Below are 20,232 nucleotides of genomic sequence, written 5' to 3'. Positions count from 1 at the left end.
ATCTGCTCCTAGGGTTCGATCGATGACTTGTCGCTATCGGTCGTGGTGGCGGTGGCGGAAAATGGTAGCGGCACTGTCGAAGAAGCAGCTGGCGCATTCGCGCCCATAGTCCGGGTCATAACCAAGCCGATCGTGACGAGGCTGAGCAGGGTGATGATGCCGGCTCCAAGGTCGACTGCGAGACCGAGCCCTCGTTGTGAGGCAACAGCGCCCAACACGAGTGCCACGATGCCAAGCGACAGATAGGCGGACAAATAGAGCGCCGAGAGCACACCGCCGCGGTGTTCGGTGGGAATCGCGCGGTTGATCAACGCCAGGCCACCAAGGAAAAGCAGGCTGTAGCCGATGCCGCTCACTGCCGTCGCGGCGAGGAAAAGCGCCAATCCGTGCAGTGCGACGGACAGGGCGAGCAGCCCCATGCCAACGGCCGAGGCTGTCGCCCCCAGCATCATCGCCGGCCTTGGACGAAGGTTACGGGCCATGATCCCGAGAACGCCGGATGTGATTGCGAACAGCGAGAGCGCAGCGCCGTTGACCAGAGCGTTGGGTGAACCGACGAGGTCACGGGCGACCTGCCCGCCGAGCGACAGGATCAGCACGCCATGGGTATAGGCCGTCGTCACGGAGATCGACGCCAGCGCGAACACCGGCCACATACCGGATGGGAGGGATGGAAGCTTCGGACGCCAGCGGCTGGAGACCTGGCCACCGATATGGCGAGGCAGGAACCAGGTCGCGGTGAACAGCAGGGCGAGAAGGGCGAGCAGGGCCCAGAAGCTGAGACGGGTTGGCCACGGCGCGTATTGCGCCAACCCGCCGCCTAGCAGCAGAGCCGCGGCCAGGCCAAAGGCCTGCGCGGCGGCCGTGATGGACGCGGCCCGCTTCGCCTGTCCCTCGGCGCTGAACTCCAGCACTGCCGCAGTCGAAGGTCCGGCGGTCAGGCCGACGCCAACGCCCATGAAGGCACGACCGGCGAAGAGCCAAAGCACGTTGGGCGCGACCGCGAACAGGAACAAGCCGGTGAGCGATGCGCCAAGTCCCAGCAGCATCGTCGTCCGGCGGCCGATATGGTCGGAGATGTCCCCGAAGAGGATAAGGATAGTGACGACGACAACGGGATAGATGGCGAATATTCCCGTCGTCACCGTAAGGGTCAGGTGCCATTCCTCGGCATAGAGTTGGTAGGTCATGGCTGGTGCGGCGCTGGTCCAAAGGGTGTGAGCGACCACGCCTGCCGACACCCAGAAGCTCGCCTGTCGCCCGAGCGTCAGAGGTCCGGACCGCCTTGCGGGACGGTTTGACGACCTCTCTCTTTGGACGACTGACCTCGACATCGGATCGCTCCTGGCGCAGGCCGAAAGACTTCAGAGCTTCGAGCCGCCGTCGACCCGGACGGTATCGCCGCTGATCCAACGCGCGTCGTCGGAGGCGAGGAAGGCGACGACACCGCCGATATCGTCCGGCTGGGCGAGACGCTTCAGCGCCTGGATGCCGAGCGCGAAAGCCTGCCCCGCGTCCGTCTTGGCAAAGTTCGACATGTCGGTTGCGACAATGCCTGGCGCCACCGCGTTAACGCGGATGCCGCGCTCACCGAGCGCGGCGGCGAAATACTTCACCAGCGTGTCGATCGCGCCCTTGGTTGCCGCATAGGCCGCAAGCGTCCCGACGGCGGCATGGGCTGCCAGCGATGAGACGAACACGATGCTGCTGTCCGTGCACATGATTGGCAACAACTGCTGGACGAGGAAGAACGGCGCGCGGACATTGACCGCGAAGAGCTTGTCGAAATCCTCGACCGTGGTTGCCTCGATGGTCGCCGACTTCGAGATTCCGGCGTTGGCGACCAGAATGTCCAGCCGGTCGCCGATCACGGCGCGGACCTGGCTTGCAAGCTTGTGTGCACCGTCCGGCGCTGAAAGATCAGCGGCAACGGTGTCGGCGCGTCCGCCCGCCTTGCGGATCTCGGCGACGACCGCTTCCGCTTCTTTCGCGCCGCTGCTGTAATGGACCAGAACCTGCGCACCCATTCTGGCGAGAGCCAGCGCGCTGGCACGACCCAACCCACGCGAGGCGCCGGTGACAAGAGCGGTCTTTCCTGAAAGCTTGGTCATTGTCGTGTCTCCTTTGTGGCAACTCTTTTCAGGGTTTCCTCGGCACGCGGCCGGGCATTCGCCCCGCGAGCTTGGGGCGGTGATCAGCGGTGAAGATCCGCATTGCTGCTGGCCGCGGCTTTCTTCGGAAGGCAGGGCCTAGCTGTCGGAGCGCTCCTCGATCGCATCCATCCGCTCCGGGTAAAAGGCGAGGTGGTTCCTGATGGCCGCCACCGCGTCGTAGGGAGCCTCGTAGGTCCAGACGGCATTGATGGCGCGCTCCCCGCCTGACGGGATGCTGAAATAGGCGCAGTCGCCCTTGTAGGGGCAGTAGGTCGCATGAGCGCTCCGCTCGAGCAGCGCCATATCGACATCCTCGCGCGGGATGTATTGGACTGCCGGGTAGCCAGCCTCGCGCAAGATCAGCGCATTGCGGCTGTCGGCCAATACTGCGCCGCCGATCGAGACCATGACCCGTTTGAGGTTGCTCTCGATCGTGATGGGATGATCGGGTCCCGGGATCTTGATCGTTCTCGTCGAGGTATTCGTCTGTTCGGACATGGTTCATCTCCTGCAATTGTCGCCGGCACGGTGCTCAAGCACCGCGGCCCTGTTCCTCCAGGAACATCGAGACATGGCGGACGAAGAGTTCGGGATATTGGTAGAGCGAGCCGTGATTGGCGTCGGGGTAGAGGATGAGCTGGGCGTTCGGGATGTTCTGCTGCAGGATGAACGAGTTCACCGTGTAGATGATCACATCAGAGCCGCCATTCACGACCAGTGTCGGCTGAGCGAGCGCCTTCAGATACTCGTGCGGATTCTCTCGCGGCGCCCCCCATTTCATGAGGGCTTCGATCTGCGCCGGAGCGACCTTCTCGCTGACCTCCGGATCGCGGCCTTCACTGCGCAGCCGGAACCGCTTGAGGAAATCGCGGCCGGCGGCCTGGCTGCGCTGCGAGGGCGAGAAGTGCACCCGTAACCAAAGGTGGTCCGGATTTTCATAGGTGGCGCCGAAGATCTCCTGCGCTTCCGGCGTCAGCGTGGCCATGCCTTCGCCGCTGCGCGGGCCGGTGCCGACCAGCACCAGGCGTCGGACCAGTTTCGGTTCGGCAACGGCCAGCGTCTGTGCGACGAGGCCCCCCAGCGAAAAGCCGAGCACATCGACCTCGGTAAGGCCGAGCGCCTTGATGAACGCGGCGGCGTCGGCAGCCATCTCCTCGATGGAGGTCGGGACCTCTCCCGAGCTCGACGAGATGCCAGCATTGTCGAACAGGATGACCTCGCCATTTCTGGCGAATCCATCCGTCACCGCCGGGTCCCAATGATCCATCGTGCCGGTGAAATGCATGTTGAACACGAGCGGCACGCCGCCGGGTTTGCCGAACCTCCGGTAAGCGAACGGGATACCTGCGACGTAGACGAACTGCGTCGGTGCGGAGTGGTGATTGTGTGGCGTCATTGAAATTTCCTCTGCGATGTGGCGGGCGCGGAGCCGAGCCCCGCGCCCAACGGATCAGTTGGCGCTGTGTCCGCCGTCGACGTTGAGGATGTGACCGGTTATGAACCTGGCCTCGTCCGACGCAATGAAGACGATGCCGTCGGCGACCTCTTCGGAGAGGCCGAGTCGACCTAGCGGAACCTGTGCGGCCAGGGCCGCCTTGTTCTCCGCTGTTTCGGTGAAACGAGTAAGCATGCCGGTGTCGGTGGGGCCAGGCGCGACGGCATTCACCCGAATTCCCGACTTGGCGAGTTCGAGTGCCGCCGATTTGGTGATGCCTTCGACGGCGTGCTTGGCGCCGACATAGAGCGAGGCACCTGCCGCACCCTCATGTCCGTAGGTCGAGGAGATGTTGATGATGCTGCCGCTGCCCTGGGCCTTCATGGCGCGCACTTCGTGCTTCATGCTCAGGACCACGCCGAGAACGTTGGTGTCGAACGTCGTGGCAAAGCTTTCGGATGTCTGCTCTGTGATCAGTCCGCGATCACCTTCGGTCGCGGCGTTGTTCACCGCCACATCGAGGCGCCCGAACTGCGCGACGGTCTTGTCGACCATGGCGCGGACGTCGTCCTCCTTGCGGACGTCAGCGTTGATGAACTCTGCCTCCGAACCGAACGAGCGCAGCTCCTTGACGAGCGCCTTGCCGGCCTCATCACGCCGGCCGGCGACGACCACCTTGGCGCCCTTCCTGGCGAAGGCGACGGCGGCGGCGCGCCCGATGCCGGTCAGTCCACCGGTGATCAAAACTACTTGAGTGCTCATGGTTCCAGTCCTTCGACATATGGCTTGCGCCCTTGGCGCGAGCCCGTTGGGGCCAGCGACAGATCATTTCTGCTGCCTTGAGGTAGGTTCGGCTGGCGCCATGGAAAAAGACTTTGTAGGTTGGTCTCCATACCTCAAAGGCATGGGATACCCATGGAGCTGAGACATCTTCGTTATTTCGTCGCCGTCGCCGAGGAGGGCAATCTGACGCTTGCGGCCAAGAAGAGGCTGCACACGGCGCAGCCCTCCCTCAGCCGCCAGATCCGCGATCTCGAATACGAGGTCGGCGTCCCGTTGATGGAGCGCAGCGTGCACGGCATCGAATTGACCGCCGCGGGCAAGGCCTTTCTCGATCATGCTCGGCTGGCGCTGGCGCAGGCCGATGCCGCGGTGGAAGCGGCGCGCAGGGCCGCACAGCCTGCCCGAAAGACATTCGCCATCGGCTTCCAGACCGGTCACGAGATGAACTGGCTGCCGCGTGCCATGCATGTGCTGCGCGACGAGTTGAAGAACATCCAGGTCACGATCTCGAGCGATTATTCACCCGAACTCGCCGAGGCGCTCGTGCGCGGCCGGCTCGACGTGGCTTTTTTGCGCGCCGAGCCGACCTTCGACCTGTGCTACCAGGTCGTGGACCGCGAGCCGCTGATCGTCCTGATGCCAAGTGACCATCGCCTCACCAGCCGCGAAGCAATTCACCCGCGGGAATTGGCCGGCGAGATATTCATCGGCGGTTCGAACAAGGCCACGGTGCTGGCCGCCGTAACCGAGGACTATCTCCGTCGCCGCGGGTTCGACATCAAACTGGATTATGGGGTGGACAATTTGGCAATGGCCATATCGCTGGTTGCCTCCACCCGCGGGTTGGCGCTTATGCCCGCCTACGCGAAGAACCTGCTGCCTTGGTCCGTAGTCAGCCGTCCGCTGGAAGGTGAACCGCCAACGATCGATCTGGTTATCGGCTACAACAAGGCGAACGCATCGCCGACCCTCAAACTATTCCTTTCACGAATGGACGAATTGATCGCTGGCGTATCGGAACAGTCGGGCTAACCAGGCGGATTCCTCTGCGGTTTGGGAACTTGGCTCAAACGCTCATCGAGCGATGCGAGCACATCTCGCTTGGCGTTTTTCAGGATCTCGTTCGAAAGCTCCGGCGCAGCCTGCGCGACGGACCGTGAAAGGACCAGCGCGCCCACCATTTCGCAATGCAAGCTAATTGCCTGTTCGCGCAAGGTCCTACGCCGGCCTGCCGCAGCTGTAGATCCGCTCTCGGCGATCAGCTCAGCCAGAATCGTTATCTGATCGTCCAAACCGTTGGCGAAATGCGACTGTGCGCCGGCGTCCAAGCGGGGAGCATCGCCAGCAAACCCGGCGACAGGGCAGCCGTCATCGATGTTGTCGCGGTGGGCCCGCGATAGATGCGCCGAAGGGCGGTGGTCGATTCATCGACGGGCGCCTTTGCGGTCTTGACGAGCTCGGCATTCTTCGCAGCCATCGCCGAAGCAACCACCTCGGCAACGAGAGCGGCCTTCGATTCAAAGTGGTTGTAGAAGCCGCCTTGCGTGAAGCCGGCATGCTTCATGCCAGTCACCACACAACGTCTCGGTCCCGAACAGGTTTGGACCTAGGACGCCGTCCTTAAGTGGATTCACAAAGCCGCGGGGCGCCTTCAATAGGCAAAGCCACGAATGAACGGATCCTGTCGGCCAACATGGTTTTCAGCCCACTGACCAGTTCCTACGAACCGTTGTCGGGTTGAGGAAGCCCGTTTAGGAGCGAATTCTTATGTCCTGATGGCAGTTGAACCTGTCGGATTCAAATACGGCCGGCTTTTATGCTATTGATGATCTGAGATTCATCGATGGTTGGTTATATTCTAGGGGGGATGCATGGAACCGAACGCGACTACACCCATTGCAGCTTCACATACTAGGCTTCGCATCGCGATTACGGCCGGGGCGTTAATTGCAGTAGTGCTTCGCATAACCTTCCCGGCACTTTTCGAGCGAATAGATTCGGTTAGTGTTGCTCTGATCGTGGTAGCGATTATCCCATGGCTCTCTCCGATCGTTTCCAAGATATCCATTCCAGGCTTGATTGAAACGGAGTTGCGTGAACTCAAGCAAGAGGTTCAAGAGGCGAAAGACGAGGTGGCATCTGCCTCCAAGATTGCCCTTCGGTCGCAAGATATAGCCCTCCTTTCCGGAGCTGAGCGCGGGCTCGGAGCCACAAACCGTGATGGATCCGTCCAAAGCTTGGTGGAATTGGCAAAGGACTATGCCGCAGTTCGAGGAAATATGCCGAGTGGGCCGGCCCGAACAACTGCTATGGATAAATTGTTTGGTCAGATGCTACAGGAAGCGGGCAGGCTTGAGAGGAACTGGCCGCAACACAATGAAGCTCTCCGCAGCAAGGAGGCTGGTGAGCAGCTGGGTGCTATTGCATATGCATTTGCATTTCCAGAGTCCGTTGATTTCAGCGGGCTGATTGAATCCGTCGAAATCGCGAAGCAACCTTTTGTGCAATATTGGGGGTTAAGAGCGATCCAGCGGGCCGTTGATGTGGGTGTTGAATACAGCGTCAAGGACGTAGAGCGGCTTCGAATTCTTGCTTCTGCGTTTCGCTCTGGAACAGATCGATTCCTGATTGCAAGTTCAATTTCCCGAGCATTAGACAAGAAGCTAGCAGACTGATGTTCCAGTTATGCCGGATGGGATGTTTGCTCCCCTGCCTCGCCTGCCGGCGTTGCCTTTTCATCATAAGAGCCGGTCAGTGAGAGAAGTTCTCCTGCCTCCGTGTCCAGATATGTGCCGAGGCCTGCATCAAGCATCGGTGATGGGGCCCCGTTGAGCCAACTCGCGGCAGTGCCGTCGGAATTCTTACGCCGCCCTTTCTGGAAGATATCGCGATAGCGAAACGGCGAGATGCCTATGAATGGCACGAAACTGACCTTATCGAGACTCTCGCTTTCTAGTGAGACCTCGTGTCCGTGCAATTCTTGCGCCCGGCTCTTAGGATACGGCTCGATGTATACGACCCTTCTAATGCCGGACGCGATGATGTGCTTGGTGCAGTTGTGACAGGGGAAGGTGGTGCAAAAAAGGGTTCCCCCTCTAACACTACGCCCGAGGCGGGCGGCGTCGCAGATCGCACACATTTCAGCATGCACGATTCGACCGTATTCGGTCAGATCCATCATAGCGGCGTCCGCCAGGGGACCTTTGGTTACCCCCTGACCATCTTTTTTCTTTGCCGTTAGCGCTGCCACAATCGAGTCCACCGGTCCCAGAGATTTGGCGTTGTCGGATAGCATTCCTGCGTCATGTAGCCTTTCGACCACGTCTTTGAGGAGTTGCTTCTTAAGGGTCTCATTGGGATCATAGCCGAGCTTCACGTCTCTGAAGTCAGGCTGCTCTTGATCCCAGTAGGTGCCACCAAACGCCTTAGGCACCTCGTTACATCCTTGCGTTATAACCTCTCCCGCATCGGAGAAAATGGCTGCGCCCACCTGGCGGGACAAATCGGCTGATCGGAGCGAAGCCGATTTTGCCGCATACATTCCATACTCGTCTTTCGTGGGGGTTACATCCGTCTTCCCGAAAAAGCCTTTGATAAAGCGATCTAGGGTGCGGTCCATGTCTTGCCGGGTGTTCCCGTCGACAAAAACGTCCGCTAGGTGGAACGTATCTCGTATGTGCTGGCCATTAACGTCGTCTTCGTCGGCGTCTCGTTCCAAAATCTTATCGGTTTCGAACTTCACCTCAGCTGTCGTGGCGCGCGTAGAGATCGACCGCTGGATACGCTCGAAAACTCTGTTGAACCGCTCCTCAACGGCTGTGTAGGCCGAAACGAGCACAAACTGCTTTCCGTAGACACGTCTGAGCCGATCGATCTCATCCGGCCGCTTTAGCTGCCGAATTATGTAGGCAGTCGCATCCTTGGGAGTCTTCTTAATTGAACCTGTCAGCTCTCCTCGACGGCGCTGGATCGCGTCGATCGCTATCAGTGCCATCGTTGCTGGGCCACCATATTTACGGCAGAGAGCCGTAGCATAGTCCATTTTAGCTGCGATCAGGTCGTGGTAGGCCGATGACGCTGACGGCGTTGTGTCAGCTGTGTAAGCCTGCATCTCATCTGTTAACTTGATGCTAACCGCGTGGTAGCCTACTGATCTCAGTGATTGCGTGAGGCTGTCGCTGAGCGCATCAAGGTCGACACCAAGCGGTCCGGCGAGTCCGAACACGAGTTCGGGATGTTCAATAAGTGGTGAGTTTGACATCCTCGGGAACCTAAATGGAGTCGGATGATTTCACTAGCCTCGGTGATTCACTGAGAACTATGGTGATGATCAGCGATTCGTAAACTCTGGGAGAGGAGCATGAACCAGCCCATGACCCTACGTGAAGAGCAAGAGTCAGCAATTCGCGAGGCCGCAGAAAGGCTCGCTGAAAGGTTCAATCAGGCGTTTAATTTTGATCCGCAGAAGCTGGAGGACTTTAGAACCTCGAAGAGTGATCGTCAGGTCAGACAGCAGCAGGCGTCTAAAAACCTTTAGACTACGCAGCCCTACCGGCGAGGCGAGAATCCGGGTCCTGCAAGAGGCTCGAGGCACGCTTCAACCGTCGTTGTGTTCTCAGCTGGCGGGACAGAAACACCGGATACCCGTCGGCCCCATAGAACTCAAATGAAAATACCGGTCATTTGGCGGCGCGTCACAATGTTACAAAATGTCACGTAACGCATTGATTTTGTTGGTGTGAGCTAGAGTTCAATCCTCGCGCAGCACCAGCCTATCCATTGAATTGCTCATTGGCAATTAATCGTGCCTATCCCCGCATAATGCGATAGACAGTTGCATCACCTTCGACACCTCGAAGAGGAACGTCAAAAGCTACCACGCGATGGCCGCCAAGCATTTCGCTAACCCCGGGTGCGGAATGGAGGGCCTCGGAAATGCAGACCTGTCCGGCTTCTGCCAAGGACTGCACGCGCGCGGCGACATTCACGGTCTGGCCGAAATAGTCGAGGTTGTCGTTGAGCGTCACGGCGATCGACGGCCCACAGTGGGCACCCATCTTGAGGATGATCCCCGGCCCGTCATGGTCGCCGTTGAAGCGATCGATTTCTTCAAAGATGTGGAGTGCAGCCGAAATCGCATCCGCCGGCTGCGAGAATACAGCCATCACCGCATCCCCAATCGTCTTGACCACCGCTCCGGAATGTTGCCGAACCGCCGCGTTGACCAGAGCGAAATGCTCGCGGACCAAAGCATAGGCGTTGAGGTCACCCAGGCGCTCATACATGGCGGTCGAACCCTTGAGGTCCGTGAACAGGAAGGTGATCTGCCGGATGCCGAGCCCCTCCTTCTCGTCGACACGTTCGGATCGGAAGAGTTGGCGGAAGGTTTGCCGCGCAAGCAGCGCTCCACCGGAAACGTAAGGGTCGAAATCGAGCGCCGGCTTGTTAGACAGTGCGACAAGCTCGGGGGGCCAGTTGATGACAAGCAACGAACCTCGCACTGGCCCCCTATTCGCTACCTCAATGACAACCGGACCAGGTGGCACAGCGGGTAACGCCGGCAAGAAGCGCTTGCCGTCATAATCGATCTTCAGAAGTGTCGGCGCCAACACCGGATCGCCTGATATTGGCACAGCGAATGCGGCCTGCGTCTGCACGTTGACGCCTGAAAGGGCGCCCGGTCCTAGGTCGGCGCGGAGCACTGTGGTCGTGCCGGGCGGCAGAAACGTCATGCCCCGAACGAAGCCGCGCAGAACGTCAAGAAAGCGAACGTCTTGCCCCGGTAGCCGCCCGTCATGTCCGAAGTGGAGTTTCCAATGAAAATCCTCGACAGGGAGCGTCTCGGGGTCATGATACGGCAGGCGCCGTAACTTTGGCGATATCGAGAAGGTGACCTCGATGAAGTCGTCGAGGTCGGTGTCGCCCGATACGTCGCACAGGCCACAGACGTAGTGGGTCTTCAGCGTGCGCAGGGCGCCGAAACTATCGAGCACCATCCCGGACTGGGGACAGAGCACATCCCAGCTCATGTCGAACAAGCCACAGCGCGCGGCATGAAGGAAGAGGTCGATTGCTTCAGGCTCGGCGATTGCGCGGTCGCGGGCGAAGGCCAGCGGATTGACACGATAGAGCGCCTGGTCGTCGGCGCTCTTGATCAGCGTCTCGAACTTCGAGACGACGCGTGGGCTCCAGGCTCGCGCCTGCTCCACCTTGGTCATCTTGCTTTCGAGAAGACGATCGTTGACTGCCGTCACGCCGGATCCTCAACCTTGTCTTGCGACAGCCTACTAAAAAACCAGCGCGATGCGAATGGATTGAATTCCATTGTTGTAGGACAGTCCTGTCTAAGAGGCTCAAAATGGCACGCGGCGCACCAGACGCGCCGAAACGTGATCATTGATGCGCCGTTCGGCAGACTCAAACCGGCTTGGCGTATAGCTCGGCGCTCAGGGCGCCGTTGAAACTGTTGGGCTCGGGATGGGCAAGAACGATGAAGATGCGCACCGGGATTCCTAACTCGGTTGAAATGTTCATTCTCAAGATGCAGAGAAAGTCCGGTCGGCGACATAATCGAGCGAGAAAATGCCCGCACCTCGTGTCAGCACGAGAAGCAGCAACGAGGCCCAGAGCAGATGCTCGGCCCAGTTCTCGGGGAAAACGAAAATCTGGATGACCGACACGACACCGAGGAGCATCAAGGCGCCGAGGCGCGAGAATAGCCCCAGGAAGAGCAGCACCGAGCCGGTGATTTCGGCGGTCGTTGCCAAAGGTGCCGCGATCGACGGATCGATGAACGGTAGATTGTATTCGCTGGCGAACAGCTGCAGCGTTACCGGCCAGGATGCCAGCTTGCTCTGCGCCGATTGCCAGAAGACATGGGCCACCGCCACACGAGCCGCGAGCTGAATCAGCGAGAATGGGATGTTTTCGGGCAATTTGATCACACGTCTATAGGAACCGACTAAACCGGCCTGGCTCGTCGAGGAATGCTCTGAAATTGCGGTCATGACTGTCTCCATCAGTTTGAAAGGGGAGGCACGGTGATGCGCACGTTTGTGACGAACCCGTCGGCGAACAGGCGCACGAGCGCGGAAACGAGGTCGAAGTTAGGTTCGAGCGCATGCGCGCGGCTTGCAGCATGTTCGAGGCCGAGGCCGTGCTTGAGAGAATGGCGGAAGGCGAAGTCTGCGCGGTCGAGAAGAACCAGGCGAACGCTGTTCCCGGCCCGCCACAACGCCACGCGTTCGGGGCGTCTCGTCCAAGTGCAATGCCGGTCGACAGCTGTGCCCTGCTGGTGCGCTGTCCACACCGACAGGATCGACCAGTGTGAAACGATCAGCCTGAGCGATGGCTGCAGCAGGATATCGGGTGAAGGCCCCAGGTCGGTCTTGTCATAGTCCGCAAGGGTGCGGGGTGGCAGCGAAGCAGTATCGAGAGCCTCCGCGATGGCCCATTCGAGCCGAGCCGTTTCGGCGACGATCGGCATGTCGGACAGCGTGTCGATCGTCTTGAGGAAGCGCGGGAAGCCGGCGCCATAGCGCGCAAGGCGCGATTCAACAGGCGGATGGCGTCGAATGAACTCGCTCGCCACATAGCGGAAGTAGCGTTCGTCTACCAGCTGAACCGTGACCGGAAAGACCGCCACCAGCACCGCGGTTAAGGAACTGCGGGTGTTGTTCTGGTAGATGCGCAGGCGGGCCATTGGATCGGCCTTGCCGGCGGTCAGCATTTTTGAGGAGACCGTCGGTTCCATGGCGAGCACCGAGCGCGCCATGGTGGTCTGCAGGTGTTCAAGCGGCAACATCATATCCTCCCTCCATTGGCGTCAACGCCACCGGTTTGGCTGGTCCCGCCTTGGCGGCGGCAAATGCCGCAAGCACGGGCATGCTGGTCCTCACGCTTTCGAAGGGAGTGAGGGACACCGGCCGGGGCTTGGCTGCCGCGGCTTGCCTCGCGGCCTGCTTGCGATTGAACATGATCGAAGCGGTGAGCATGTCGGCCCACATGGCTTCGCCAAGCAGCACGTCGAGAACCGGAACGTCGGTATCCCATTCGATCAGGGTGGGGCGCGGTCCCAGCCGGTTTATGGCGTGCTCATAGAGTGCCCAAACGACCGGCGGGACCCGCGAGCCATGGTCGTCGATGAGCACAGTGTCGGCCCCGACCTGATTGGTCGCATGACCGGCAAGATGGATCTCGCCGATCGCGCCCGCCGGCAGTGCATCGATGAAGGCCTTTGCATCGTATTGCAGGTTGTGTGCCGAGACCTGAACGTTGTTGACGTCCAGCAGCAGGCCACAGCCGGTCCGCGCGACGAGCTCGGCCAGGAATTCGGCCTCGTTCATGGAGGAATCCGCAAAGGCGATATAGGCAGACAGATTTTCGATCAGCACCTGCCGCTTCAGCGTGCCCTGGACAGTCTCGACATTGCGCGCCACGATCGCCAGCGCCTCTTCGTCATAGCGCAGCGGCAGCAGATCGTTCAGGTAGGCGCCGTCGGCGATGCTCCAGGCGAGATGCTCGGAAACGAGATCCGGCTGGAAGCGCTCACAGACCCTGCGCAGTCGCTCCAGATGATCGCGGTCAACTCCACGCGCGCTGCCGAGCGACAAGCCAACGCCATGCACCGAAAGCGGGTAGATCTGGCGTAGCCGTTCCAGCGCCTCGATGCCGGCGCCGTCTCCCATGTAGTTCTCGGCATGAACCTCAAGCCAGCCAGCGGAGGGTCTGCGGGTCAGCATTTCGCTGATGTGAGGAGAGCGAAGACCGATGCCCGCTGATGCAGGGATCGTGAGGGGCTGAAATGCACGGGACATCGGTCTGCTCCTTTCCAAGGGGGTTGGCTCGAAGTCTGGATCGGTCAGGCTTTCGACTTGTCGCTGCCGCCGGTAATCTTGGCGCAGCTGCCGGCAGGCACGTAGAGCCAGGAATCCGGCTGGTTGTCGGCGGTCGAGGTGCCGGCGCAGGAATGCGTCGCGGTCTGGCAATCGTTCTGGCCGGCCTTGACGACGCCGTAGCACTTCTCGAACGAGAAGTTGGGCTGGGCGGCCGGGCCGCTATAGGCCGCCGTGGCGGCCAGCGAAGTGGCGGCCGCGAGGGCCGATCCGATGAGGGTCCTGGTGTTGATCACGGTCGTGTCTCCTGTTTGCGTTTCGAGGGAAAGACTGACCTTGCGGCCTGTCTGCAAGCAGTGTCCCCGATCCGGCCGCCGAGCTGAAATGCTGTCTCGGCATGGATTTGATACGCGGTCACTATGTTGAAGGGCCCTAATGCAAAAAGCCCTCCGGCGGGGAACCGGAGGGCTTGGCGCCTGCGCTCGTTTGCGGGGCGAAGCAGGCGCGGCTAGGCGGGAGGAGGCGCCTAGACGTATCGGGTTTTGCTGTCGACGGCCGAGCAGCCGTCTACAACGTGATGATCGGCCGGAAGCCAATCCTCGGCTCGTTCGCGTCCTCTGTCTCGCATGTCGGTCAACTCACCCCAGTCGGTCCATGGCCGTGTGAACAGCGCCGAGGCGGCCCGATGCTGGCTGTCGAAGATCGTGTGAGTTGGCGTGCACGTCATCGCACAGGGACTGGCGGCGAGACGGCGATCCTGACAAGGCGCCATGAACAATAAGGGCTTGCCGGTGACGATCAGCCGATGGCCGGTTTCAAACGGCTGAACCAGCGGCAAAGCCGAAACGTCGCCATCGCCCCAATACGTGTCACCGTCGATCTCGACGGCCGGGAAGAGGAAGGGGATCGTGGCCGCCGCCAGGACCGCGTCAATCGACAATTGATCGCTGGTGAAAATCTTCATCGCATCGGTGCGGGCATTCGAAGCTTGGATGCTAAGTCTCACGGGGCAGCTTTCCTTGCGGATCTCCGCAATGTCGATCGACTGTTCCAGGATCGATCTCAGCGGATTGGCGGTATCGGCCGCGAACATCGTTGCATGACTGATGCGTCGCCAGAAGTTGGTGAGCGCCGTTCGTGCGCCACGCCGGCCGCCCAGGGCCAGGCCGTAGGCCAGAACCGCCGCCTCCATCGCGCCGAAGCCGGAAGCGGTGATGTTGCCGAAGGAAAGGCCGGGCTCATCGAGCAAGCGGTCGAGCACACCCCAGACAAAGGCGCCGTGTGCGTCGCTTGCCAGGACAATGTCCACGCGTTGCCGCTCTTCCGCTGCAGGTCTTGCAATGACGGCTTGGTCAATTTCGGTTCCGGTCTGGATATGCATCTTTCAGTCTCCATCCCAAACGCCAGGTGGGGCGTTGATGGAGAGACTGCCGCATCATCTCCTGTTGGCGAAATGCCAAGGTGGCATGGAGTCCATAGGCAGATTGCATTGGCTGCGATGCCTCGCGCGTCGCAAGCTTTGCCAGGCAGGCAGGATACTACGATCTTTGCCTTGAACAGCGACGCGACGGTCGCCGGCAAGCCTTCAGCACAGATAGAGGAGCGTGTCATGAGAATACGAACTGTCTGCCTGGGGGCGATCGCTCTCGGTCTTTTGGCTGGGGCTGCCTCCGCCGATGCTTTCAGCGATCTGGCGTCGCTCCCGACATTCTATACGGACGCCAGTATGAAAACGATGAAGCCAATGTCCGGTTTCAAGAAGGCTTGGCTGGCCACGCCCCGGGGTGATCGGGACACGATGATGAAGATGTGCAATGACGCAGCCATGAGCAAACCCCACGCTGCGTTTTGCGCCAATGTATTGGCGCTTGGCGGCGCCAATTGACTGTGGCGCCGGCCAACCCGCGCGGAATGCAGAGCCGGCATAAACTCCATAGGCGGATGGCATTGGCAAGTTGACGGCCGATTGCACCAAAGTTCGTCTCGGCAAGCAGGAACCGCAGAGTTTTAGATTGCTGCCGATTATTTGCCGCAGTCGTCGATGGGACGATTGCTTAACTCCAGAGAAGGATCAAACCATGAACATCAAAGCTATCTGCCTCGGCGCCTTTGCACTCTCCGTTCTGAGTGGCGTTGCGTTCGCCGGTGCGCTCGACGAACCGGACAACATGGCACCCTTCTTCACCGACGCCAGCATGAAGACGATGAAGCCCAAGGCCGAATTCAGGGCCGCCTGGGATGCGATGTCGAAGGACAAGCAGGGCGCGATGATGAAGGAATGCCAGGATGCGGCAATGAGCAAGCCGCATGCCGAATTCTGCGCCAATTTGCAGGCGCTCGGCGGCGCCAACTGAGCTGCCTCGCCCGTCCCAGGCAACACCGGCACGACACGATGGCGAGCGGCCTGCTCGCCATCATCTTTTCGGCGGGTCCCAGCTACCGCGCCGCGCACGATGCGAGCCACGCGCGATCATCGCGCCATGACGGACCGCTATCGACTTTATAGCCGCAGTGCATTGGCGCCGAGACAGGCTTTGCGGCAGGCTCCGATGCTACGAAAAGCCTCGTTTGCAATTCGGGACAAATCGGCATGGACATTCATCACATCCGCTACTTCCTTGCCGTGTGCGAGACGCGAAACTTCACGCGCGCCGGGGAAAAGTGCAATGTCACCCAGCCGGCGCTATCGCGCGCCATCCAGCAGCTCGAGGACGAGGTCGGCGGCCTGCTGTTTCGCCGCGAACGAAACCTGACCCACCTGACCGATCTGGGCGTGCTGTTGCGCCCCCGGTTCCAGCAGATCCTCGACGAGCTGACTGGAGTGCGGCAGGAGGCGTCGCGGTTTTTGTGCCTGGAAAACGCCAACCTCAAGGTCGGCGTCATGTGCACCATCGGTCCGCGCCGCTTCACCGGCCTGCTGACCGACTTCAACCGACGCCAGCAGGGCATCCAGCTGCAACTGGTCGAAGGCGTGCCGGCATCGCTCTCCCAACTGCTCGAGTCAGGTGAGATCGACGTCGCCATCATGGCGTCGAGCGACAGTTTTCCGGACCGGTTCGATGTCACCCCGCTTTATCGCGAACGCTTTGTTCTGGCCTTTCCAAACGGCCATCGGCTGGCCCGCAACGATAATGTCGCCATCTCCGAACTCGACGGTGAAAACTATCTCAGGCGTCTCAACTGCGAGTATCGTGATCACCTCGCGGGCTTGTGCAATGATCGCGGCGTGAAGCTCAGGATCTCCTACGCAAGCGAGCGCGAGGACTGGATCCAGAACATGGTTTCCGGAGGGCTTGGCATCTGCTTCATCCCGGAGTTCAGCGCAGTGATCCCCGGCCTGCAGGTCCGGCCGGTCATCGACCCCGAAGTCTGGCGGGAGGTATCCCTGGTCGTCGTGGCGGGACGCAGGTTCTCGCCCGCGGCCTCGGCCTTCGTCAACAGCGTCAAGGCGCATGGCTGGCCGGAAAGCGCCATAGTCCAAGCGATCCGCAAGACCGCAGCCTGAAGCAAAACGAACAAATTCTGGTAGCGCGCGACAAGTCTTGTCGTGCGTTTTTTTGCAGTTGCGATGGTCGATGATAGTTTTCAGGTATCGAATTGAGAGCCAGTCAGCATTTCTCTTTCCTTGCCGCGCCGGTCACTCTCCTTGCCATGCCCCGCCTCCCGCGTTTGGGCACCGACAAAGGAGAAATACAACATGGCTTCCAAGAAACTCAATCTTGCGCTTGCGGTCGGGCTGCTTTCCGCAACCGCTGCGTTTTCCGCTGCTCCGGCCGTCGCCGGCGACTGCCCTGCCGGCCAGGCTGCCACGACCGACGTCCAGGAACATCCCAGCAAGCCGGTTGGCGTTACCGACACGGTTCTCTCGGCGATCGATCTGAGCAGCAAGGGCGAAGCCTGGAAGGGCAACATGCTGCGCCTTCGCAAGCTCGTCGTTCAGCCCGGCGGCGTCGTGCCGTGGCATGAGCACAATGTCCGCCCCGCCAACATCCTGATCGTCGAGGGTTCCATCACCGAGTATCGCAGCACCTGCAAGGTTGGGATCGAGCATCCGGCCGGCGACGTGACCGCCGAGTTCGGCCAGCTCGCCCATTGGTGGAAGAATAACGGCAAGGTGCCCGCAGTGCTCTATTCGGCCGACGTCCTGCCGCCTGCGATGCCCGACGACCACATGATGTGAACCGCACATCGCGGTGAGCAAATCCCAGCATCAGCAACTGAAAACACGTCCTCAGGCGGTCGCCTGAGGACGTGTGGCCACGGAGCCCTGTCATGACGATGAGTGAACACACGGAACCGACTCGGCTGCGCATGGTGGCTGCCGACAGCTGGCGCTTCGGCCTCGTTGCCCTGATCGCGTTTCTCACACTTGTCGATCTGTTCGCCACCCAGGCCATCCTGCCTTCGCTGGTGATAAAATTCGGCGTCAGCCGCGCCGCCATGGGCTTCGCCGTCAATGCCAGCACGTTCGGCATGGCGGTGGCCGGGATCGCGGTCGCTCTTTTCGGACGCGGCATCGATCGCCGCAATGGCATCTGGATCAGCCTGACCATCCTGGCGATCCCGACGACACTGCTTTCGCAGACGGACAGTATTGTGGTCTTCGCCCTGCTGCGCGTGGCGCAAGGCCTGTGCATGTCGACCGCGTTCACGCTGACGATGGCCTACCTGGCCGAGCATTTTTCGGCGCGGCAGACGACGAGCGCGCTTGCGGCCTATGTGACCGGCAATGTCGCCAGCAACTTTTTCGGGCGGCTGATGTCTGCCGCCGTCGCCGACACGTTCGGCATCTCCACCAACTTCCTGACCTTCGCCGCCCTCAATCTGTTCGGTGCCGCTCTTGTCTGGCTTACGCTGCAAAAGACATCCGCAATGATGCGCGCCGACACGACAGGCGAGCCTGCCCGCGCGGCCTGGAAGGGGCTGCTGGACAACGCCGAGCTGCGCGCCTGCTTCGCGATCGGGTTCCTGATCCTCTTCGTCTTCATCGGCACGTTCACCTATGTGAACTTCCAGCTCGTCGCCGCGCCACTATCGCTGTCGTCGATGGCGCTGGGGCTGGTGTATTTCGTCTTCCTGCCCTCCATGCTGACCACGCCGCTCGCCGGGCGTGTCGCTGCGGGCCTCGGCCCAAGGATCGGCGTCGGCGCAACACTTGCGCTGGCGATCCTCGGTCTGCTGCTGTTGCTCACGACCAGCCTGCCGGTCGTTCTTGCCGGGATGGCGCTGGTCGCCATCGGCACCTTCCTGGCGCAGGCGATAGCCACGGGGCACGTCAGCCGGACAGCCTCGCGCGACCGCGCCGCCGCAAGCGGCATCTACCTCGCCTCCTACTATGCGGGCGGGCTCGCCGGCAGCTTCGTCATCGGCCAGATCTACGACCGGATCGGCTGGGCCGTATGCGTGGCCGTGCTCGTCACGGTCCTCGCCGGCGCGATCGTGGTCGCGCGCGTGCTGCAAACGCCAAAGGCGTGAGATCCAACGACCGAAAATTTGACCATTCAACAAAGGAGACTGACATGACCACCTACCTGAAAACCTTGCTTGCCGGCGCCGCCATGCTGATGGCGATCGTCATCTCGGCCGCCGCATCGGATGGCGTCGTCACGGTCAAGAGCGACTATTCCGTCGCCGAGACCGTTGCCCGCATCAAGAAGGATGTCCTCAAGAAGGGTATCAAGTTCTTCGGCGTCATCGACCAGGCAAGGCTTGGCAACAATGCCGGCAATGATGTCAGGCCGTCGCGGCTGGTGATGTTCGGCAACCCGGCGCTTGGCACGACCTTCATCACGTCCAATCCCGAAGCCGGTCTCGACTGGCCGGTGCGCGTGCTGGTCTATCAGACACCGGATGGTGCGGTTTACGCCGCCTACAGCGATTTCGACTGGATCGCCAAGCGGCATGGCATTGCCGACCGCGCGCCGCAGTTCAAGATGGCGACCGAAGTCATCCAGTCCGTGACCTCGACGATCAAAAAGAACTGAGCGCGGATATGTGCCGGAGTTCCGCCGCTCGGGCGTGCGATGCAGGTTGTTTCGAGCAGCGAGGCTACTCGGCGGCGGACAGTGCCTTCGCCCGCTCGCCGAACCACTTCTTCTGCGTGGCCTCGCGCACCAGTGCGCCAACCGCCGGCGAATGCCTGCGGCCGCGCACGGTGACGAGATTGACCTCGCGCCAGAATTCCGGCTCGGTGATCGGCAAGGCCACCACGCCCGGGTGTTTGGCGGTATGCTCGGGCATGAAACCGAAACCAAGCCCGGCTGCGATCATCGCAAGTGTCCAATCGTCACGATCGCTCCAGTAGACGGGACTGACGGTAACGCCCTGCTCGGCGAGAATAGCATCCGCATAGCCGGCGAACTCGCAGTTGTTGCGGTGGATGTAGCTTTCATTGCTCATGTCCTTCACCCGCACACTGCGCTGGTTGGCCAGACGATGAGCCAGGTGAACAGCCATCACCATCTGCTCTTGAAAAAGCGGCAGAGAGTGCACTTCCTCGTCAGGCACATTCGACGGCAACGCATAGATGGCTGCCTCGAGATCGCCCTCAAGCAACCGTCGCCGCAAGCTCTTGGCGTCCGCGTCGCAAAGATGAAGCTCCACGCCAGGGTGATGGGCGCGGACGGATGAGATGAGCTCGATGATCTCGTCCGGTGCGATGGTGCTCATGATGCCGACCCTGAGCGGCGTCCTCTTCAGATGCACATATTGCTCGGCGATCTGCTTTGCCTGGCGAGAGTTCTCGAAAACACCCTCGAGATAGGTCTCGACCATGCGGCCGAGTTCCGTGAGGTGGGTGAAGCGTCGCTCACGATGAAAAAGCGCACCGCCAAATTCGTCTTCGAGCAGCTTGATCGCGCGTGAGAGCGCCGGCTGCGTGACATTGCACTGCTCGGCCGCCCTGGTGAAGTTCAGTTCCTTGGCAACTGCCAAGAAATATCTGACTTGGCTGATCTCCACTGCCGCTCCCATCGGGCCAACATACGGCACGACCCGTGTTGCGGCGCGATCTTACTAGCTGCCCTAA

24 protein-coding genes are annotated in these 20,232 nt (G+C 60.8%); 9 read left to right on the top strand and 15 right to left on the bottom strand.

Annotated elements, in window-relative coordinates:
- Positions 1–8 precede the first annotated feature (8 nt).
- The 5 genes from ACSQ3Z_RS20375 to ACSQ3Z_RS20355 all read right to left on the bottom strand — a co-directional run bounded on the left by ACSQ3Z_RS20375 (position 9) and on the right by ACSQ3Z_RS20355 (position 4,350).
- Positions 9–1,334 carry an MFS transporter gene (locus ACSQ3Z_RS20375; RefSeq protein ID WP_436173084.1) on the bottom strand — a complete coding sequence of 442 codons (1,326 nt, stop codon included), beginning with the start codon at positions 1,332–1,334 and terminating at the stop codon, positions 9–11.
- Positions 1,335–1,364: 30 nt separating this feature from the next.
- Complete coding sequence (locus ACSQ3Z_RS20370) at positions 1,365–2,111, bottom strand: SDR family NAD(P)-dependent oxidoreductase (RefSeq protein WP_436173083.1); 747 nt, start codon at positions 2,109–2,111, stop codon at positions 1,365–1,367.
- 138 nt (positions 2,112–2,249) lie between these two features.
- Entirely contained in the window at positions 2,250–2,651 is a 402-nt protein-coding gene (locus ACSQ3Z_RS20365; RefSeq protein ID WP_436173082.1) for a DUF427 domain-containing protein, read from the bottom strand.
- A 34-nt stretch (positions 2,652–2,685) separates the two neighbouring features.
- A complete protein-coding gene (locus ACSQ3Z_RS20360) occupies positions 2,686–3,549 on the bottom strand; it encodes an alpha/beta fold hydrolase (protein WP_436173081.1) in 864 nt (287 codons plus the stop codon).
- A 54-nt stretch (positions 3,550–3,603) separates the two neighbouring features.
- Positions 3,604–4,350 carry an SDR family NAD(P)-dependent oxidoreductase gene (locus ACSQ3Z_RS20355; RefSeq protein ID WP_436173080.1) on the bottom strand — a complete coding sequence of 249 codons (747 nt, stop codon included), beginning with the start codon at positions 4,348–4,350 and terminating at the stop codon, positions 3,604–3,606.
- Between the two features lie 153 nt (positions 4,351–4,503).
- On the opposite strand from ACSQ3Z_RS20355, the gene ACSQ3Z_RS20350 reads away from it, so the two are divergent.
- On the top strand, positions 4,504–5,403 hold the full coding sequence (locus tag ACSQ3Z_RS20350; protein WP_436173079.1) for a LysR family transcriptional regulator: 900 nt from the start codon (positions 4,504–4,506) through the stop codon (positions 5,401–5,403).
- Here ACSQ3Z_RS20350 and ACSQ3Z_RS20345 read toward each other — a convergent pair.
- Both ACSQ3Z_RS20345 and ACSQ3Z_RS20340 read right to left on the bottom strand, forming a co-directional pair.
- Positions 5,400–5,699: a hypothetical protein gene (locus ACSQ3Z_RS20345; protein ID WP_436173078.1), complete on the bottom strand. Its 300-nt coding sequence runs from the start codon at positions 5,697–5,699 to the stop codon at positions 5,400–5,402. The two genes, ACSQ3Z_RS20350 and ACSQ3Z_RS20345, sit on opposite strands and share 4 nt — an antisense overlap.
- Complete coding sequence (locus ACSQ3Z_RS20340; protein ID WP_436173077.1) at positions 5,648–5,935, bottom strand: TetR family transcriptional regulator; 288 nt, start codon at positions 5,933–5,935, stop codon at positions 5,648–5,650. The genes ACSQ3Z_RS20345 and ACSQ3Z_RS20340 overlap by 52 nt, the downstream gene beginning before the upstream one ends.
- A 307-nt stretch (positions 5,936–6,242) precedes the next feature.
- Between ACSQ3Z_RS20340 and ACSQ3Z_RS20335 the strand changes: the two genes are divergently transcribed.
- Entirely contained in the window at positions 6,243–7,046 is an 804-nt protein-coding gene (locus ACSQ3Z_RS20335; RefSeq protein ID WP_436173076.1) for a hypothetical protein, read from the top strand.
- Positions 7,047–7,054: 8 nt separating this feature from the next.
- Here the strand turns inward: ACSQ3Z_RS20335 and ACSQ3Z_RS20330 are convergent, their stop codons facing one another.
- A complete protein-coding gene (locus ACSQ3Z_RS20330; RefSeq protein ID WP_436173075.1) occupies positions 7,055–8,632 on the bottom strand; it encodes an anti-phage dCTP deaminase in 1,578 nt (525 codons plus the stop codon).
- A gap of 99 nt (positions 8,633–8,731) precedes the next feature.
- Between ACSQ3Z_RS20330 and ACSQ3Z_RS20325 the strand changes: the two genes are divergently transcribed.
- Positions 8,732–8,908 carry a hypothetical protein gene (locus ACSQ3Z_RS20325; protein WP_436173074.1) on the top strand — a complete coding sequence of 59 codons (177 nt, stop codon included), beginning with the start codon at positions 8,732–8,734 and terminating at the stop codon, positions 8,906–8,908.
- A 271-nt stretch (positions 8,909–9,179) separates the two neighbouring features.
- On the opposite strand, the gene ACSQ3Z_RS20320 is transcribed toward ACSQ3Z_RS20325, so the two are convergent.
- The 6 genes from ACSQ3Z_RS20320 to ACSQ3Z_RS20295 form a co-directional block, all read right to left on the bottom strand.
- Positions 9,180–10,625: a DUF5939 domain-containing protein gene (locus ACSQ3Z_RS20320; protein ID WP_436173073.1), complete on the bottom strand. Its 1,446-nt coding sequence runs from the start codon at positions 10,623–10,625 to the stop codon at positions 9,180–9,182.
- A 282-nt stretch (positions 10,626–10,907) separates the two neighbouring features.
- Positions 10,908–11,390, bottom strand: a complete 483-nt coding sequence (locus tag ACSQ3Z_RS20315; protein ID WP_436173072.1) for a DoxX family protein — start codon at positions 11,388–11,390, stop codon at positions 10,908–10,910.
- Complete coding sequence (locus ACSQ3Z_RS20310) at positions 11,390–12,178, bottom strand: HvfC/BufC family peptide modification chaperone (protein WP_436173071.1); 789 nt, start codon at positions 12,176–12,178, stop codon at positions 11,390–11,392. The genes ACSQ3Z_RS20315 and ACSQ3Z_RS20310 overlap by 1 nt, the downstream gene beginning before the upstream one ends.
- On the bottom strand, positions 12,162–13,187 hold the full coding sequence (bufB, locus tag ACSQ3Z_RS20305) for an MNIO family bufferin maturase (protein ID WP_436173070.1): 1,026 nt from the start codon (positions 13,185–13,187) through the stop codon (positions 12,162–12,164). Before bufB ends, ACSQ3Z_RS20310 begins: the two co-directional genes overlap by 17 nt.
- A gap of 44 nt (positions 13,188–13,231) precedes the next feature.
- Positions 13,232–13,501: a BufA1 family periplasmic bufferin-type metallophore gene (locus tag ACSQ3Z_RS20300; RefSeq protein WP_436173069.1), complete on the bottom strand. Its 270-nt coding sequence runs from the start codon at positions 13,499–13,501 to the stop codon at positions 13,232–13,234.
- Positions 13,502–13,731: 230 nt separating this feature from the next.
- Positions 13,732–14,586 (bottom strand): patatin-like phospholipase family protein, encoded by an 855-nt coding sequence (locus ACSQ3Z_RS20295; protein WP_436173068.1) that lies wholly within the window; start codon positions 14,584–14,586, stop codon positions 13,732–13,734.
- Positions 14,587–14,757: 171 nt separating this feature from the next.
- Here ACSQ3Z_RS20295 and ACSQ3Z_RS20290 point away from each other — a divergent pair, with 171 nt between their 5' ends.
- From ACSQ3Z_RS20290 to ACSQ3Z_RS20265, 6 genes are all read left to right on the top strand, one after another.
- On the top strand, positions 14,758–15,090 hold the full coding sequence (locus ACSQ3Z_RS20290) for a hypothetical protein (protein ID WP_436173067.1): 333 nt from the start codon (positions 14,758–14,760) through the stop codon (positions 15,088–15,090).
- Between the two features lie 193 nt (positions 15,091–15,283).
- Entirely contained in the window at positions 15,284–15,559 is a 276-nt protein-coding gene (locus tag ACSQ3Z_RS20285) for a hypothetical protein (protein WP_436173066.1), read from the top strand.
- 236 nt (positions 15,560–15,795) lie between these two features.
- A complete protein-coding gene (locus tag ACSQ3Z_RS20280) occupies positions 15,796–16,710 on the top strand; it encodes a LysR family transcriptional regulator (RefSeq protein ID WP_436173065.1) in 915 nt (304 codons plus the stop codon).
- Between the two features lie 192 nt (positions 16,711–16,902).
- On the top strand, positions 16,903–17,385 hold the full coding sequence (locus ACSQ3Z_RS20275) for a cupin (protein ID WP_436173064.1): 483 nt from the start codon (positions 16,903–16,905) through the stop codon (positions 17,383–17,385).
- A gap of 92 nt (positions 17,386–17,477) precedes the next feature.
- Positions 17,478–18,680 carry an MFS transporter gene (locus ACSQ3Z_RS20270; RefSeq protein ID WP_436173063.1) on the top strand — a complete coding sequence of 401 codons (1,203 nt, stop codon included), beginning with the start codon at positions 17,478–17,480 and terminating at the stop codon, positions 18,678–18,680.
- A gap of 44 nt (positions 18,681–18,724) precedes the next feature.
- Positions 18,725–19,189, top strand: coding sequence for a DUF302 domain-containing protein (locus ACSQ3Z_RS20265; RefSeq protein WP_436173062.1), 465 nt, complete (start codon positions 18,725–18,727; stop codon positions 19,187–19,189).
- 64 nt (positions 19,190–19,253) lie between these two features.
- Here the strand turns inward: ACSQ3Z_RS20265 and ACSQ3Z_RS20260 are convergent, their stop codons facing one another.
- The gene (locus tag ACSQ3Z_RS20260) at positions 19,254–20,165 is read right to left on the bottom strand and encodes a LysR family transcriptional regulator (RefSeq protein WP_436173061.1); all 912 of its coding nucleotides are present in this window, start codon (positions 20,163–20,165) and stop codon (positions 19,254–19,256) included.
- Between the last annotated feature and the right edge of the window lie 67 nt (positions 20,166–20,232).

The sequence above is a fragment of the Mesorhizobium sp. LjNodule214 genome (assembly GCF_964252735.1).
GTDB lineage: Bacteria > Pseudomonadota > Alphaproteobacteria > Rhizobiales > Rhizobiaceae > Mesorhizobium.
The sequence above is the reverse complement of the archived record's forward strand: the minus strand, read 5'-3'. Positions and strand labels throughout refer to the sequence as shown.